The 15846-nt window shown below is 71.6% G+C and carries 15 protein-coding genes; 7 read left to right on the top strand and 8 right to left on the bottom strand.

The features are described from left to right. Nucleotides 1-8: 8 nt before the first annotated feature. Nucleotides 9-1160, bottom strand: coding sequence for an NADH-quinone oxidoreductase subunit D (locus AC6F7H_RS11355; RefSeq protein WP_109377278.1), 1152 nt, complete (start codon nt 1158-1160; stop codon nt 9-11). A gap of 63 nt (nt 1161-1223) precedes the next feature. Here AC6F7H_RS11355 and AC6F7H_RS11360 point away from each other — a divergent pair, with 63 nt between their 5' ends. Continuing rightward, nucleotides 1224-1745 carry a PH domain-containing protein gene (locus AC6F7H_RS11360; protein WP_500756859.1) on the top strand — a complete coding sequence of 174 codons (522 nt, stop codon included), beginning with the start codon at nt 1224-1226 and terminating at the stop codon, nt 1743-1745. Next, nucleotides 1742-3076 (top strand): PH domain-containing protein, encoded by a 1335-nt coding sequence (locus AC6F7H_RS11365; RefSeq protein WP_500756860.1) that lies wholly within the window; start codon nt 1742-1744, stop codon nt 3074-3076. Before AC6F7H_RS11360 ends, AC6F7H_RS11365 begins: the two co-directional genes overlap by 4 nt. A gap of 47 nt (nt 3077-3123) precedes the next feature. On the opposite strand, the gene AC6F7H_RS11370 is transcribed toward AC6F7H_RS11365, so the two are convergent. Continuing rightward, nucleotides 3124-4437 (bottom strand): hypothetical protein, encoded by a 1314-nt coding sequence (locus AC6F7H_RS11370; RefSeq protein ID WP_500756861.1) that lies wholly within the window; start codon nt 4435-4437, stop codon nt 3124-3126. Between the two features lie 337 nt (nt 4438-4774). Here AC6F7H_RS11370 and folP point away from each other — a divergent pair, with 337 nt between their 5' ends. The 5 genes from folP to AC6F7H_RS11395 all read left to right on the top strand — a co-directional run bounded on the left by folP (nt 4775) and on the right by AC6F7H_RS11395 (nt 8031). Next, nucleotides 4775-5689 carry a dihydropteroate synthase gene (gene folP / locus AC6F7H_RS11375; protein WP_500756862.1) on the top strand — a complete coding sequence of 305 codons (915 nt, stop codon included), beginning with the start codon at nt 4775-4777 and terminating at the stop codon, nt 5687-5689. Beyond that, nucleotides 5686-6216 (top strand): nuclear transport factor 2 family protein, encoded by a 531-nt coding sequence (locus AC6F7H_RS11380; RefSeq protein ID WP_500756863.1) that lies wholly within the window; start codon nt 5686-5688, stop codon nt 6214-6216. The genes folP and AC6F7H_RS11380 overlap by 4 nt, the downstream gene beginning before the upstream one ends. A 297-nt stretch (nt 6217-6513) precedes the next feature. Further along, nucleotides 6514-6873, top strand: a complete 360-nt coding sequence (gene folB / locus AC6F7H_RS11385; protein WP_500756864.1) for a dihydroneopterin aldolase — start codon at nt 6514-6516, stop codon at nt 6871-6873. Beyond that, nucleotides 6870-7481: a 2-amino-4-hydroxy-6-hydroxymethyldihydropteridine diphosphokinase gene (folK, locus tag AC6F7H_RS11390; RefSeq protein ID WP_500756865.1), complete on the top strand. Its 612-nt coding sequence runs from the start codon at nt 6870-6872 to the stop codon at nt 7479-7481. Before folB ends, folK begins: the two co-directional genes overlap by 4 nt. Nucleotides 7482-7536: 55 nt before the next feature. Next, the gene (locus AC6F7H_RS11395; RefSeq protein WP_500756866.1) at nt 7537-8031 is read left to right on the top strand and encodes a DUF3180 domain-containing protein; all 495 of its coding nucleotides are present in this window, start codon (nt 7537-7539) and stop codon (nt 8029-8031) included. Nucleotides 8032-8100: 69 nt separating this feature from the next. On the opposite strand, the gene folE is transcribed toward AC6F7H_RS11395, so the two are convergent. The 6 genes from folE to dacB form a co-directional block, all read right to left on the bottom strand. Continuing rightward, nucleotides 8101-8706: a GTP cyclohydrolase I FolE gene (folE, locus tag AC6F7H_RS11400; RefSeq protein ID WP_500756867.1), complete on the bottom strand. Its 606-nt coding sequence runs from the start codon at nt 8704-8706 to the stop codon at nt 8101-8103. Nucleotides 8707-8844: 138 nt separating this feature from the next. After that, complete coding sequence (ftsH, locus tag AC6F7H_RS11405) at nt 8845-10884, bottom strand: ATP-dependent zinc metalloprotease FtsH (RefSeq protein ID WP_500756868.1); 2040 nt, start codon at nt 10882-10884, stop codon at nt 8845-8847. Nucleotides 10885-11071: 187 nt separating this feature from the next. Next, the gene (hpt, locus tag AC6F7H_RS11410) at nt 11072-11632 is read right to left on the bottom strand and encodes a hypoxanthine phosphoribosyltransferase (RefSeq protein WP_109377267.1); all 561 of its coding nucleotides are present in this window, start codon (nt 11630-11632) and stop codon (nt 11072-11074) included. Between the two features lie 61 nt (nt 11633-11693). Further along, nucleotides 11694-12776, bottom strand: coding sequence for a tRNA lysidine(34) synthetase TilS (tilS, locus tag AC6F7H_RS11415; RefSeq protein WP_500756869.1), 1083 nt, complete (start codon nt 12774-12776; stop codon nt 11694-11696). A 244-nt stretch (nt 12777-13020) separates the two neighbouring features. Continuing rightward, nucleotides 13021-14178: a zinc-dependent metalloprotease gene (locus AC6F7H_RS11420; protein WP_500756870.1), complete on the bottom strand. Its 1158-nt coding sequence runs from the start codon at nt 14176-14178 to the stop codon at nt 13021-13023. Nucleotides 14179-14248: 70 nt separating this feature from the next. Further along, nucleotides 14249-15811, bottom strand: a complete 1563-nt coding sequence (gene dacB / locus AC6F7H_RS11425; RefSeq protein ID WP_500756871.1) for a D-alanyl-D-alanine carboxypeptidase/D-alanyl-D-alanine endopeptidase — start codon at nt 15809-15811, stop codon at nt 14249-14251. Nucleotides 15812-15846 lie beyond the last annotated feature (35 nt).

Below are 15846 nucleotides of genomic sequence, written 5' to 3' on the forward strand. Positions count from 1 at the left end.
ACCGACACCTATTTGTCGATGTCTCCCACCACGAAGAACATCGACCCCAGGATCGCCACCATGTCCGAGACCAGCGTCCCCGGCAGCAGTTCGGTGAGCGCCTGGATGTTGTTGTACGACGCCGAGCGCAGCTTCAGCCGGTACGGCGTCTTCTCGCCCTTGCTGACCAGGTAGTACCCGTTGATGCCGAGCGGGTTCTCGGTCCACGCGTAGGTGTGCCCCTCGGGCGCCTTGAGGACCTTCGGGAGCCGCTGGTTGACCGGTCCCGGCGGCAGGTCGGCGAGCCGGTCGAGGCAGGCGTCGGCGAGGTCGAGGGAGTTGTAGGTCTGCTCCAGGAGGCACTCGAAGCGGGCGAGGCAGTCGCCCTCCTCACGGGTCACGACCTTCAGGACGTCACCCAGTTCGCCGTAGGCGAGATACGGCTCGTCGCGGCGCAGGTCGAAGTCGACGCCCGAGGCACGGGCGATCGGCCCGCTCACGCCGTACGCGTGCACGACGTCCGCGGAGAGGACGCCCACCCCGCGGGTGCGGCCCCGGAAGATCTCGTTGCCGAGCACCAGGTCGTCGAAGCGGTCCATGCGGGAGCGCACGTCGGCGACCGCGGCTCGCGCGCGTGTGGTCCATCCCGCCGGAAGGTCCTCCTTGAGGCCGCCCACGCGGTTGAACATGTAGTGCATGCGGCCGCCGGAGACCTCCTCCATGACGTGCTGGAGCTCCTCGCGCTCGTGGAAGGCGTAGAAGATCGGCGTGATGCCGCCGAGCTCCAGCGGATAGGAACCGAGGAACATCAGGTGGTTGAGCACCCGGTTCAGCTCCGCGAGCAGCGTGCGCAGCCACACCGCGCGCTCGGGGACCTCCATGCCGAGCATCCGCTCCACCCCGAGGACCACGCCCAGCTCGTTGGAGAACGCCGACAGCCAGTCGTGACGGTTGGCCAGCATGATGATCTGGCGGTAGTCACGCGCCTCGAACAGCTTCTCCGCGCCCCGGTGCATGTAGCCGATCACGGGCTCCGCGCGGTTGATGAGCTCGCCGTCCAGGACGAGCTTGAGCCGCAGCACGCCGTGCGTGGACGGATGCTGGGGCCCGATGTTGAGCACCATGTCGGTGCTCTCCGCGGCGCCGCCGATGCCGACCGTGGTCTCCGTCGTAGGAGTCATGACCACAGTCTCCCCCACGCACGCAGGGGCCTGCGCACACCGGGGCCTACGTACGCTGGGCCCATGGAGACGGGGAACCCGCACGACACGGGGACAGCGGTGGAGCCGGTGAGCCCCGGCGACGGACCGCAGTGGATCGCGCTGCCACCGGGGCTGTTGAAGCTGCGCCGGCTGATGCTCGTGGTGTGGCTCGGGTCGCTCGCCCTGGCCGCCGGGCTGGTCCCGGGACTGCTGGCCGGGCCCGGCTGGGCCGGCTTCGCCGTGCTGCCGCTGGCCGTGCTGGCCTGGGGCTGGGTGATGCTGGAGCGCAACTGGCGCTCCTGGCGGTACGCCGAGCGCGCCGACGACCTGCTGATCAGCCGGGGCGTCCTGTGGCGCGAGGAGACGGTCGTGCCGTACGGGCGGATGCAGCTGGTGGAGGTCACCTCCGGTCCCGTCGAACGGCACTTCGGGCTGGCCAGCGTGCAGCTGCACACGGCGGCCGCGGCGACCGACGCCACCATCCCCGGCCTCGACCCGGCCGAGGCCGAACGGCTGCGCGACCGGCTCACGGAGCTGGGCGAGGCCCGATCGGCGGGGCTGTGAGGGCCCCGGAGGTCCACGAGGACGTACGCGGGCGACGCCCGGTGATCGAGCGCCGGCTGCACCCCGTCACGCCGCTCAGGCGGGCGTGGGCACCCATAGCGGTCGTCATCGGGTGGGCGCTGCACGACCCGGACCAGGCGCAGCGTCAGCTGACCCGGCTGACCACGACGACCCTGCTGATCGGTCTCGGCGTCCTCATCCCGGCCGCCGCCCTCTACGGCTTCCTGACCTGGTGGTTCACCCATTTCGCGGTGACCGACAGCGAACTGCGCATCCGCACCGGGCTGTTGTTCCGCCGCACCGCGCACATCCGGCTGGAGCGGATCCAGGCCATCGACGTCACCCAGCCGCTGCTCGCGCGGATCGCGGGCGTGTCGAAACTCAGACTCGACGTCATCGGCACCGACAAGAAGGACGAACTGGCCTTCCTGGGTGCCGATCACGCCCGCGCACTGCGCGCCGAACTGCTCGCGCGGGCGGCGGGTTTCGCACCCGAGACGGCACATGAGGTCGGCGAGGCGCCGTCCCGGCAGCTGTTGCGCGTGCCGCCCGGCGTCCTCGCCCTCTCCCTCGTGCTGACCGCCTCGACCTGGGTCTGGCTGATCGCCGCCCTCGTCGTGGTGCCGCTGCTGTGGATGGCCACCCACAGCCTGTGGACGGTCCTCGCCGCCGTGGTACCGCTGTTCGGCGCGGCGGGTGCGAGCAGCGTCGGCCGGTTCGTCACCGAGTACGACTGGACCCTGGGCGAGTCGCCCGACGGACTGCGGATCGACCACGGGCTGCTGGACCGGGCGCACGAGACGGTGCCGCCGGGACGGGTGCAGACCGTGCGGCTCGTGGAGCCGCTGCTGTGGCGGCGCCTGGGCTGGGTACGGGTCGAACTCGACGTGGCCGGCTCGTCCAACTCCCTGCTGCTGCCGGTCGCTCCGCGCGAGATCGCCGAGTCCGTCGTCGCGCGCGTGCTCCCCGGCGTCCACGTGCCGTCGCACGCGGAACTGTCCCGGCCGCCGCGGCGCGCCCGGTGGTGCGTGCCGGTGTGGTGGCGCGGCTACGGGCTCGCCGTCACCGACGCCGTGTTCGCCGCGCGGCACGGCCTGCTGAGCCGGACCGTCGCCCTGGTGCCGCACGCCAAGGTGCAGAGCGTACGGCTGGTCAAGGGGCCCTGGCAGCGCGCCCGGGGCGTCGCGGACGTCCATGTGGACACCGGGGCCGACGAGTCCGTGACGGCCCGGCTCCGGGACGCCGGCGAGGCCGCGGAGCTGCTGCGGTCCCAGGCGGAACGTTCCCGGACCGGCCGCAGGGACGCCCTCCCGGACCGCTGGATGGCCTGACTCCGAACCCCGGAACCCGGAAAACCCCCGGAAACGCGTGCGGTGCTTCAGGAGACCGCGCTGCGCAGTCCCTCGGTGCCGACCGCCGCGTCGGCTGTGCCGTCCGGGCCGGCCGTGCCGTCCTCTTCCGGCTCGTCGTGCGCCGTCAGATCAATGACCTGGCCGACGGCCCGTGCGTCCTCATCGGCCGGCTTGAACTCTCCGTCGTCCTCGGGCTTGTGCAGGGCCAGGGCCTCCTGGCCGACGACATCGGCGAGGTCCTCGTTCTGGACGCCCTCCCGGCCGGGTCCCTCGTCCTTCTGCGTACCGAAGAAGTCGAACCCGCCGCCGGTCACCGGACGCCGGACGGGCTCCGTCGGCGGTACGACCGCGACCGCGGTCGGCACGGTGAAGTGCCCGGAGGGCTGCACCGAGCGGCCCGGCGGGGCCGACGGAGCCGACTGCTCGGGCTGGGACGGCTCCTCGGGCGCGGTGCCGGTGCCGGTGTCGGTACCCGGGCCGGAGGAAGCCGCGCGCTCGTGCTCGCCGACCGCCCTCGGCTGCCCCTCCGTCCCGTCCTTCCGCGGCTGCTCCGGCTTCCGCTTCCTCGCGGGCTCGGGGCCGTCGCCCTTGGGGGAGTCGTCCTCGGAGGCGTCACCCTCGGGAGTGTCGTGGTGCTCCTCCCGTGCGTCGTCGCCGAGCCGGGCCAGCGCCGCCTCGGCCCGCAGGAACAGCTTGGAGCCCTCGGGCGAGAAGACCGCGGGAGCCGTCGGCTCCGCCCCGACCGCTTCCGCTCCGGTCGCTTCCTGCACCGCGGCCCCGCCCGCGGTTCCATCCTCGCTCCTGGCCGCCGGCACGGACACCGTCCCGGCGGTCTCGTCACCGGACCGCGCCGAAGGCCCCGCCGGCAGCGCACGGGCCGGTACCGCCGCCTCGATCTCGAGCACCCGGCGTTCCTCCAGAACGCTCGCCCGCTCGGTCTCCGCGGCGGCGTACCGCCGGAGCAGTGCCGCGTGCTCGTTGCGCAGCCCGGCCAGCTCCGCGCGCTTGGCGCGCAGCCGCTGCTCCAGCTTGACGCGCAGTTCGCGCGACTCGTCGAGGTCGGCCTCCAGTTCGGCGATCCGCTCCTCGAACCGCCACTCGTCACCGGCCCGCGCGCGCGTGAGGTCGGCGACCTGCTTGCCGGCCAGGATGTCCCAGTGCCGCATGACGACCGCACCGATGATCGCCGTGGCCGCCGCGGCGGCGGCCAGGAGGCGAAGCGTCATCGGTTGTGTGAACACCCAGGGCCCCAGGGCGCAGACGAGGGAGACGCCTGCGATCGCCGACGGGGGCAGCATCCTGTGCAGGGGCGGGGAATGGCGGTGACGTCCACGTGGCATGGCCAGAAACTTACCGCGCGTAGGCGAATGATGGAGCCCCGCCCCGTAAAAACAAAGCCACACCGAGGCTTTCACAGGGCGTCAGGGAACTCCGCCGAACCGTGAATAGGCCCGGCACGCGAATATGCAAGATCATTTTCGCGAGAAGGGGCGGGTCACCACTTTCCGGGAAGACCGACGAGATCCGCTGAGGAAATACCGGCCGGAGGTTCGGACGGAGGCACGGGCCCCGCTCCCCTTAAGGTCTTCCAGATCTTCCGGATCTTCCGGGTCTTCCGGGTCCAGGTCCCCCAGGGTCCGGGTCTCCCGGGCCGCGCCCGGGGCATACGCTGAACATATGAGCAACAGCAGCGGACATCTCCACGTCGCGGGCCTTCCCCACTGGGACCGCTGCGCGGTCATGGGCGTGGTGAACGTGACCCCCGACTCCTTCTCCGACGGTGGCCGCTGGTTCGACACGACGACCGCCGTCAAACGCGGCCTCGACCTGGTTGCCCAGGGTGCCGACCTGATAGACGTCGGCGGCGAGTCCACCCGCCCCGGCGCCACCCGCGTCGACGAGGCCGAGGAACTCAAGCGCGTCATCCCCGTGGTCCGCGGCCTCGCCGCCGAGGGCGTCACGATCTCCGTCGACACCATGCGCGCCTCGGTCGCCGAACAGTCCCTCACGGCCGGCGCCGCGCTCGTCAACGACGTGAGCGGCGGTCTCGCCGATCCCGACATGCTCCGTGTCGTCGCCGCCGCCGGCGCCCCCTTCGTCGTCATGCACTGGCGCGGCCTGCTGGAGGGCGGCAACGTCAAGGGCGCGTACGACGACATCGTCACCGAGGTCGTCGACGAGCTCCACGCGCGCGTGGCGGCGGTGCTGGAGGCCGGCGTCGCGGCCGACCGCGTGATCGTCGACCCCGGACTCGGCTTCTCCAAGGACACCGGCCACGACCTCGCCCTCCTCGCCCGGCTCGACCGCCTCCGGGCGCTCGGTCACCCGCTGCTCGTGGCCGCGTCCCGCAAGCGGTTCCTCGGCCAGGTCCTGGCCGGGCCCGACGGCACGCCCCCGCCCGCCCGGGAACGTGACGCGGCCACCGCCGCCGTCTCCGCCCTCGCCGCGCAGGGCGGCGCCTGGGCAGTCCGCGTGCACGAGGTGCGCGCCACCGCGGACGCCGTACGGGTCGTACGCGCCGTCGAACAGGCGCGCACCCCGGACGGCACGCGCCCCGAGCCCGCCCCGCACGGTGCGGAAGGAGCCCGGTGAGCGCGCCTCACACCGACGTCGAGCAGGTCGAGGCCACCAACGCCGCCTTCTACGAGGCACTCGAGCAGGGTGACTTCGAGGAGGTGGCGTCGCTCTGGCTCACCCCGGCCGACCTGGGTGTCGACGAGACCTACCACGACCCGGCGGACACCGGAGTGGTCTCCTGCGTGCACCCCGGCTGGCCGGTGCTCACCGGCCGCGGCGAGGTGCTCCGGTCGTACGCCCTGATCATGGCGAACACCGACTACATCCAGTTCTTCCTCACCGACGTGCATGTCTCCGTCACCGGCGACACCGCCCTGGTGACCTGCACCGAGAACATCCTCAGCGGCGGTCCCGCGCCGAAGGTGGGCGAGGAGCTCGGCCCCCTGGTCGGCCAGCTGGTCGTCGCCACCAACATCTACCGGCGTACCCCCGCGGGCTGGAAGCTCTGGTCCCACCACGCCTCCCCCGTCCTCGCCGAGAACGGCGAGGACGAACCCCCCGACGACACCGACACCCCGGACGACACCGACTCCCCCGCCTAGTGCCCCGGCAGGCAGCCGGTCACCACTCACGACCGGGGCCACCGGGAAGTGGCCGGAATCACGGCCGTGCGGGTAGGGGCCGCCACCGACCCGTGAGCCCCGGGTCTTCCCGGGAAAACCGGGAAAACACAGGGTGAATCCTCCTGGTACAGCCCGGACCGGCGCCCCCTCATGGCCGGTCCTGTCGGTGCCCGCAGGTAGATTCGACCGAGGCAGGTGTGCCGCCCGCACGGCATCGACCGGCGGACCGACGAGCTGGACGACTGACCGACTGACCGACTACAGGAGTGGATTCGTGTGGATCGTGTCGCGCTGCACGGCCTGAAGGCCCGTGGGCACCACGGTGTGTTCCCCAAGGAACGCGAGGAGGGCCAGACCTTCGTCGTCGACCTCGTCCTCGGCCTGGACACCCGACCGGCCGCGACCGACGACGACCTGACGAAGACCGTGCACTACGGGATCGTGGCGGAGGAGGTCGTGGCGGTCGTCGAGGGCGAGCCGGTGAACCTCATCGAGACGCTCGCCGAGCGCATCGCCCGGGTCTGCCTCGAGCACGACATGGTCCGGGAGGTCGAGGTCCGCGTCCACAAGCCGGACGCGCCGATCACCGTGCCCTTCGACGACGTGACCATCACCATCACCCGGAGCCGCGTATGACCAGGCCTTCCGCCCAGGGCCACACCGACCCGACCGTTCAGCCGGTCCCCGCCTCCGTGACGGAGCGGGTCGACGCCGCCGACAGCACCCTGCAGAACCCGAAGCAGGCCGTGATCGCCCTCGGCGCCAACCTCGGCAACCGGCTGGAGACCCTTCAGGGGGCCGTCGACGCCCTGGAGGACACCCCGGGCGTCCGCGTCAAAGCGGTGTCCCCCGTGTACGAGACGGAGCCGTGGGGTGTCGAGCCCGGCAGCCAGCCCTCGTACTTCAACGCGGTCGTGGCCCTGAGGACCACCCTCCCCCCGTCCTCCCTGCTGGAGCGGGCGCACGCGATCGAGGAGGCCTTCCACCGGGTCCGCGACGAGCGCTGGGGTCCGCGCACCCTGGACGTGGACATCGTCGCCTACGCGGACCTCCTGTCCGACGACCCGCGGCTGACCCTTCCCCACCCCCGCGCCCACGAGCGCGCCTTCGTACTGGCCCCCTGGCACGACGTCGACCCCGAGGCCGTTCTCCCCGGACGCGGCCCCGTCGCCGCCCTGCTGGGCGCGGTCGGCCGAGAAGGCGTCCTGCCCCGGGCCGACCTGGAACTTCGGCTGCCCGAATAGCCGTTAAGGTCGACACGACCGCATTCCGGGGCACCGGGGGAACCGAGGGGACACCGTGAGAGAGCTGCGCATCAGGGTGCTGGCCGGCGTCTTCGTCGTGGCCGGGATCCTGTCCTGGGCCGTCGCCCGCCTCTGGAACTCCTTCGGCACGCTGCCGAGCGTCCCGGTGGCCGCGCCCATCGTCCTCGCCCTGATCGCCGTGGTCCTCACGGCCACGGCGCTCTCTCTCCGCGCCCGTCTCAAGGCCCAGCGCGAGCGCCGTCCCGAAGCGAAGGGCGTCGACCCCATGATGGCGGCCCGCGCGGTCGTCTTCGGCCAGGCCAGCGCCCTGGTCGCCGCCCTGGTCGCCGGGATGTACGGCGGCACCGGCGTCTTCCTCCTGGAGTCCCTCGACATCCCGGCCCGCCGCGACCAGGCCATCTACGCCGGCGCCTCGGTCCTGGCGGGGATCGCCGTCATAGCGGCCGCCCTCTTCCTGGAGCGGGTCTGCAGGCTCCCGGAGGACGACGACGACCACCGCAACGGCAGGGGCACGGCCCCGGCGGCCTGAGACGCATTCCAGGGTCCGGTTCCGGGGACCGCGGTCCCCGGGACCGTTCCCGCGCGGGTCCGTCCCCGGTCAGCGCGCCATGATCAGGCTCATCGCCTCGTTGCGCGTCGCCGCGTCCCGCAGCTGGCCGCGCACGGCCGACGTGAGGGTCTTCGCGCCGGGCTTGCGGATGCCCCGCATCGACATGCACATGTGCTCGCACTCCACGACCACGATCACTCCGCGCGGCTCCAGTATCTCCATCAGGGAGTCCGCGATCTGGGTGGTGAGCCGTTCCTGCACCTGCGGTCGCCGGGCGTAGACGTCCACGAGCCGGGCCAGCTTCGACAGCCCCGTGATCTTGCCGCTGGTGGCCGGGATGTAGCCGACGTGGGCCACGCCGCGGAACGGCACCAGATGGTGCTCACACGTCGAGTACACCTCGATGTCCTTCACGAGCACCATCTCGTCGTGACCGATGTCGAACGTGGTCGTCAGCACGTCCTCGGGCTTCTGCCACAGGCCGGCGAATATCTCCTTGTACGCCCGTGCCACCCTGGCCGGTGTCTCCTGCAGCCCCTCCCGGTCGGGGTCCTCACCGACCGCGATCAGCAGCTCGCGTACGGCGTTCTCGGCTCGCTTCTCGTCGAACTCGCCGAAGGTGAACTCGCCGTCCAGCGTCACGGGGTCGGTCATGTGGTGCCTCGTTCCTGTGCCTGCGCGCGTCAGGGGTACGCGTCTCGACTGCGGATACACAAAAGCCGCGCCCCCCAGGCTAGAACCTGGGGGGCGCGGCGTTCATTCCGGGCCCGGCGGGGCCACCGGGAGAGCCGGTCAGCTCTCGGGGCGGTCCTCCGGGGTCCGCTCGGGCGCCGGCGCGGATTCCGCGGCGGTGCTCTTCACGGTGGAGATGGCCGGCGTCGCGCCGTTCGCCCCGTTCGTCAGTGCCAGCTCCTTGGGGGAGAGCACCGGCGGGCGGGTGGACGGCGTACGGCGGGAGGAACCGGTCCAGGCGGGCCTGGGCGGGCGCTTGACGATCGGCGCGAAGATCTCGGCGATCTCCTCCTTGCCCAGCGTCTCCCGCTCCAGGAGGGCGAGGACCAGGTTGTCGAGCACGTCGCGGTTCTCGACCAGGATCTCCCACGCCTCGTTGTGCGCGGTCTCGATGAGCTTCTTGACCTCTTCGTCGACCAGCGCGGCGATCTCCTCCGAGTAGTCGCGCTGGTGAGCCATCTCACGTCCGAGGAACGGTTCGGAGTTGTCGCCGCCGAACTTGATCGCGCCGAGACGCTCGGTCATGCCGTACTGCGTGACCATCGCGCGGGCCAGGCCGGTGGCCTTCTCGATGTCGTTGGCCGCACCGGTGGTCGGGTCGTGGAAGACGAGCTCCTCGGCCGCCCGGCCACCCAGCATGTAGGCCAGCTGGTCCAGCATCTCGTTGCGCGTGGTCGAGTACTTGTCCTCGTCCGGCAGCACCATCGTGTAGCCGAGGGCACGGCCTCTGGACAGGATCGTGATCTTGTGGACGGGGTCGGAGTTCGGTGAGGCCGCCGCGACCAGGGCGTGTCCGCCCTCGTGGTACGCGGTGATCTTCTTCTCCTTGTCCGACATGATCCGGCTCCGCTTCTGCGGGCCCGCGACCACACGGTCGATCGCCTCGTCCAGCATGTGGTTGTCGACCAGCTTCTGATCGCTGCGCGCGGTCAGCAGCGCGGCCTCGTTCAGCACGTTGGCCAGGTCGGCACCGGTCATGCCGGGGGTACGGCGGGCGACGGCCGCCAGGTCGACGTCCGGGGCGACCGGCTTGCCCTTCTGGTGGACCTTGAGGATCTCCAGCCGGCCCTGCATGTCCGGGCGGTCGACCGCGATCTGGCGGTCGAAGCGGCCGGGGCGCAGGAGGGCCGGGTCGAGGATGTCCGGGCGGTTCGTGGCGGCGATGAGGATCACGCCGCCCTTGACGTCGAAGCCGTCCATCTCGACGAGGAGCTGGTTCAGGGTCTGCTCGCGCTCGTCGTGACCACCGCCGAGGCCGGCGCCGCGGTGGCGGCCGACCGCGTCGATCTCGTCGACGAAGACGATCGCCGGGGCGTTGGCCTTGGCCTGCTCGAACAGGTCACGGACCCGGGAGGCACCGACACCGACGAACATCTCGACGAAGTCGGAACCGGAGATCGAGTAGAAGGGGACTCCGGCCTCGCCCGCGACGGCACGCGCGAGCAGGGTCTTGCCGGTTCCGGGCGGGCCGTACAGCAGCACGCCCTTGGGGATCTTCGCCCCGACGGCCTGGAACTTCGCCGGCTCCTGCAGGAACTCCTTGATCTCGTGGAGTTCCTCGACCGCCTCGTCCGATCCCGCGACGTCGGCGAACGTCGTCTTCGGGGTGTCCTTGGTGATGAGCTTCGCCTTGGACTTGCCGAAGTTCATGACGCGGGAGCCGCCGCCCTGCATCTGATTCATCAGGAACAGGAAGACCACGACGATGAGGACGAAGGGCAGCAGCGACAGCAGAATGCTCACGAACGGGTTCTGCTTGGACGGCGAAACCGTGTAACCGTCCGGAATCTGCTTGTTCTGGTACTTGTCCTGCAGCGTGTTGGCGATGGTGACGCCCTGGTCACCGATGTAGCTCGCCTGGATCTTCGAGCTGTCCTTGATCTTCTCACCGGGCTTGAGCTCGACCTTGATGATCTGCTCGTCGCCGGTGGTCAGCTTGGCCGACTCGACTTTGTTCTGGTTGATCGCCTGGACCACCTGGCCGGTGTCCACCGTCTTGTAGCCGCCGGACGAGCCGACGACCTGCATCAACACGACCACGGCGAGGACGGCCAGCACGATCCACATGACCGGCCCACGGAAGTATCGCTTCACGTCCATCCATACGGAGCGGTGTCGCCCCGTCCCTCCTGCCATAGTGAGTTTGATAAAGACTGTTCTTCGGACGGTACCCCAGCATCGCCCGCCGAAGCTGCGTGGGACTGCTGGCAATCGCGTCCACGCATGCTCCAACGGAGCGGGACCCGCCGGGGTTCCCGATCACATACGGCGCTCCGGGCCGGGTGACTCAGCCGCCGTAGACGTGAGGCGCGAGCGTACCGACGAACGGGAGGTTGCGGTACTTCTCGGCGTAGTCGAGGCCATATCCGACGACGAACTCGTTGGGAATGTCGAAACCGACCCATTCCACATCGATGTTGACCTTGGCGGCCTCGGGCTTGCGCAGCAGTGTGCACACCTTGAGGGAGGCGGGCTCGCGCGAGCCGAGGTTCGAGATCAGCCACGACAGGGTCAGGCCGGAGTCGATGATGTCCTCGACGATCAGGACGTGCTTGCCCTTGATGTCGGTGTCGAGGTCCTTGAGGATCCGCACCACACCGGAGGACTGGGTGCCCGCCCCATACGAGGATACGGCCATCCAGTCCATGGTGACGGGGGTGGACAGCGCCCGGGCGAGGTCGGCCATGACCATCACGGCGCCCTTGAGGACTCCGACGATCAGCAGTTCCTTGCCCGCGTACTCCGCGTCGATCTTCGCGGCCAGCTCAGCCAGCTTGGCGTCGATCTCTTCCTTGTTGATGAGCACCTTCTCGAGGTCGGCACCCATGTCTTTCGCGTCCACCCGCATCACTTTCGGTCGTCCCAGCGGCTGTCCCGTGCCGTCCGCGGCGCTGCCGAGGGCACGTTTTTCAGCCTTGCCGAATCACCAGTCTGCCACCCTGGCGACGGGCGACGACCCGACCGGGCAGATTGATGGCCCCCTGGCCGCGCCAGCCGGTGATCAGCCGGTCGACCTCCTCGATGTGCCGGGCGAACAGCGAACCGGCCGGGGCTCCCGCGTCGATGGCGGCGCGGCGCAGCACACGGCGGCGCACGGCGGGCGGAAGCGCGTGGAGCCCGGCGCACTCCAGGCGGCCGTCCGCGTCGCGGACGCCGGCCTCGGCCCGGCCGGCCCAGGCGTCGAGGGCGTCGGCGTCGTCGCGGGAGAGCTGGGCCGTCCGGGCGAGCGCCTCGACGACGCCCTTGCCGAGCGCCTTCTCCAGAGCGGGCAGGCCCTCGTGGCGCAGCCGGGAACGGGTGTAGGTGGGGTCGGTGTTGTGCGGGTCGTCCCAGACGTGGAGGGACTGGACCAGGCAGGCCTTGCGGGCCGTCTGCCGGTCGAGCCGGAGGAACGGCCTGCGGTAACGGCCGGCGGCCCCCGAGACCGCGGCCATTCCGGACAGGGAACGGATGCCGGAGCCGCGGGCGAGGCCCAGCAGGACGGTTTCCGCCTGGTCGTCGCGGGTGTGTCCGAGCAGGACGGCGGCGGCCCCGTGCCGTTCGGCCGCGGCGTCGAGGGCGGCGTAGCGGGCGTCGCGGGCGGCGGCCTCGGGGCCGCCCTCGCGGCCGACGCTGACGGCGACGGACTCCACGGGTGCGAGGCCCAGTTCGCGCAGGCGCAGGACCACTTCGGCGGCGCGCAGATCGGAGTCGGCCTGGAGGCCGTGGTCGACGGTGACACCGCCGGCCCGCAGGCCCAGCCGTGGGGCCTCGAAGGCGAGGGCGGAGGCGAGGGCCATGGAGTCGGCGCCGCCGGAGCAGGCCACGAGCACGAGGGGGGACGACTCTCGGTCGTGCGGGGAGTCGTGCGGGGAGTCGTGCCGGGGGTCGTGCGGGGGCCGACCGGGAGTGCGGCCGACTTCGTCGGGGATTCGGCTGTGTTCGTCGAGGATGTCGTGGAGTACGCGGCGCACCGCCAGGCGTATCGCCGCGACCGCAGGATGGGGACCCATGTCCGGTTCCCTTCATGAAGTTGTCAGGGGGCGTGGGCTCGAGTCGGTCACTCAGAGTGTGTAAATGGTGACAGAGTCGGGCCGTTACCCGAGCATTGCACGCTTACTCTTCGCTCACGGTCCCTCGGACGGGTGATTACAGGGTCATCCGTCTGCCGTCGGCCGGATCGGCTTCATGGTGGACACGCGCCGGTTTCACGATGCCGGGCGCGCGCCGACTTCACGCTGGGCGCGCGCGCCGGGTTCAGGACTCGGGTTTGCGGTGCACACGCGTGATCCATTCCGCCGGTTCGGCGATCTCCGCCTTGGTGGGGAGGGTGTTGGGCGAGGTCCACACCCGGTTGAAGCCGTCCATGCCGACCTCGTCGACGACCGCGCGGACGAAGCGTTCGCCGTCGCGGTACTGGCGGAGTTTGGCGTCCAGGCCGAGCAGTTTGCGCAGCGCCAGGTCCAGGCGGGAGGCGCCCTTCGCGCGGCGCTGCTGGAACTTCTCGCGGATCTCGGCGACGCTCGGCACGACCTCGGGGCCGACGCCGTCCATCACGAAGTCGGCGTGCCCCTCCAGCAGGGACATCACCGCCGTGAGGCGGCCGAGGATCTCCCGCTGGGCGGGGGTCTGCACGAGTTCGACCAGGGAGCGTCCCTCGTCGGCCGCCTCGCCCTCCTCGCCCTCGGGCCGGCCTCCGGCGAAGGACTGGACGGCCTCGCGGACGCGCTCCAGAACGGTCATCGGGTCGACGTCGGTCTCCGCCAGGAACGACTGGATCTCGCCCTCCAGATGGTCGCGCAGCCAGGGCACGGCGGAGAACTGGGTGCGGTGCGTCTCCTCGTGCAGGCACACCCACAGCCGGAAGTCGTGCGGGTGCACGTCGAGCTCGCGTTCGACGTGGACGATGTTGGGGGCTACGAGCAGCAGCCGGCCGCCGCCGTTCGGGGCGTCGGCCGGGCCACCGGCCGGCAGGTCGCGGGTGGCGGGGGCGAAGGTCTCGTACTGGCCGAGGACGCGTGAGGCCAGGAAGGACAGCAGCATGCCCAGTTCGACGCCGGTGACCTTGCCGCCGACGGTGCCCAGGAGCGCCCCTCCGGGGGAACTGCCTCGCCGCTCCTGCATCTTGTCGAGCAGCGGTTTGAGGAGTTCACGGAAACCTGCGACGTTGGCCCGCACCCAGCCCGGGCGGTCGACGACGAGGACCGGGGTGTCGTGGATCTCCTCGGTGCCCAGCCGGGTGAAGCCCCGGACGTGCTCCTCGGACGCCTTCGCGTGCCGGCGCAGTTCCGAGACCACGGCCCTGGCGTCGTCCCGGCTCACATCGGGGCCCGGCCGCATGAGCCGGGTCGCGGTCGCGACCGCGAGATCCCAGTCGACCATCCCGGAAGAGGCAGCACCACCGAAACTCGTCATGTTGCAACGGTACGTGAGTACGGCGGCGCGGGGCAGGGCGACGGGGCGGCCGTTCCGGCCGCCCCGCAGGTCACCGGCAGCCGCACGCCGCCAGGGCCGTGGCCGCCTTGTCCAGGGCCGTCTGGGCCGCCGTGGGGCTGCTGGTGCCGGTCGCCAGGAAGGCGAAGGCGAGCAGTCGCCCCTCCTTGTCGACGACGGTGCCCGCCAGGGCGTTGACGCCGGTGAGGGTGCCCGTCTTGGCGCGGACGAGGCCGGCCGCGCCGTCGGCGTAGCGGCCGGTGAGGGTGCCGGTGAAGCCCGCGACGGGCAGACCGGTGAGGACGGACCGCAGCTCGGGGTGGGCGGGGTCGCCGGACTTCACCAGCAGCGCGGTGAGGAGGTCGCCGGTGAGCCGGTTGTCGCGACTGAGTCCGCTGCCGTCCTTGAGCACGGCCCCTTCCAGGGGGACCCGGAGCTTCTCGAGCTGGGTGCGGAGGGCGGCGGCGGCGCCCGCGAAGTCGGCGCGTTCGCCGGTCGCGATCGCGGTCTGGCGGGCGAGGGCCTCGGCGAGGTCGTTGTCGCTGTCGGTGAGCATCCGTTCGACCAGGGTGGCGAGCGGGGGCGAGGACACCGTGGCGAGGGTGCCGGCGCGGGTCGTGGACTTCGACGGGCCGGGCGGCGTGGCCTTGATGCCGCGTTCCTTCAGGAACTCGCCGAACTTCCGCGCGGCGTCGGCCGCGGGGTCGGCGACGCGGTCCGCGGGGCCGCTGTCGGAGTCGTCGGCACGGGCCTCGTCGGCCATCAGGGGGACGACGGCGGCGAGGTTGGGGTTGACCCCGATCGGGTGCCTGTCGCCGCCCGCGTAGAGGGTGGTGTCGTAGGACAGGGTCACCTCCCGTACGCCGCGTTCGGCCAGGGCGGCGGCGGTCCGCTCGGCGAGGTCGCGCAGGCTCGCCGAGCCCGTGTCGTTCTTCTTCCGGGCGGTGAGGGTGGGGTCGCCGCCGCCGACGAGGATGACCTCTTTCGTGTCGGGTTCGAAGGTGGTGCGGGTGGTCAGGCGGTGGTCGGGGCCCAGGGCGGTGAGTACGGCCGCGGCGGTGACGATCTTCGTGGTGGAGGCGGGGGTGAGCGCGTCGCCGGAGCCGTGGGCGTACAGCTTTCTGCCGGTGGACACGTCGACCACGGCGGCGGAGTGGCGGCCGAGCTCCGGGGCCTTCAGCAGCGGGGTGAGGGTGCCCGCGAGGGCCTTGCCGCCGGGCGCCGACCGCACGGTGGTGGCGCCGTCGCCGAGACCGGTGAGCACGGAGGGGGCGCTGGGGGCCGCCCGGGGGCCACGGGGCGGCGTGCCGGCGTTGCCGCGGGTGCCGCCGTGATCTGTGCCACGCGCGGACTCCAGGGCCACGGCCCGGTCCCGCTCGGCCGTACGCTGGCCTGTGGAGTCCCAGGGACCCGCGGCGGTCACCGCACCGGCGGCCAGTGCCATCCCGGTGGCGGCCGCGACCACGGTGAACCGCCAGGTCTTCGACCAGGTGCCCGGCCGGGCCGCCGGCCGCGCGATCCGTGGCCCGGCGGCCGTGGCGACACCCGCCAGACGCGGCCGTACGGTCGCCGCGGCCCGTGCGAGACGCGGTCGTACGGCGTCCGCGACCCGCACGACATGCGGTCTCGCGGCCCGCCAAGGCCTCAGCT

Source organism: Streptomyces sp. MMS24-W38 (assembly GCF_059889265.1).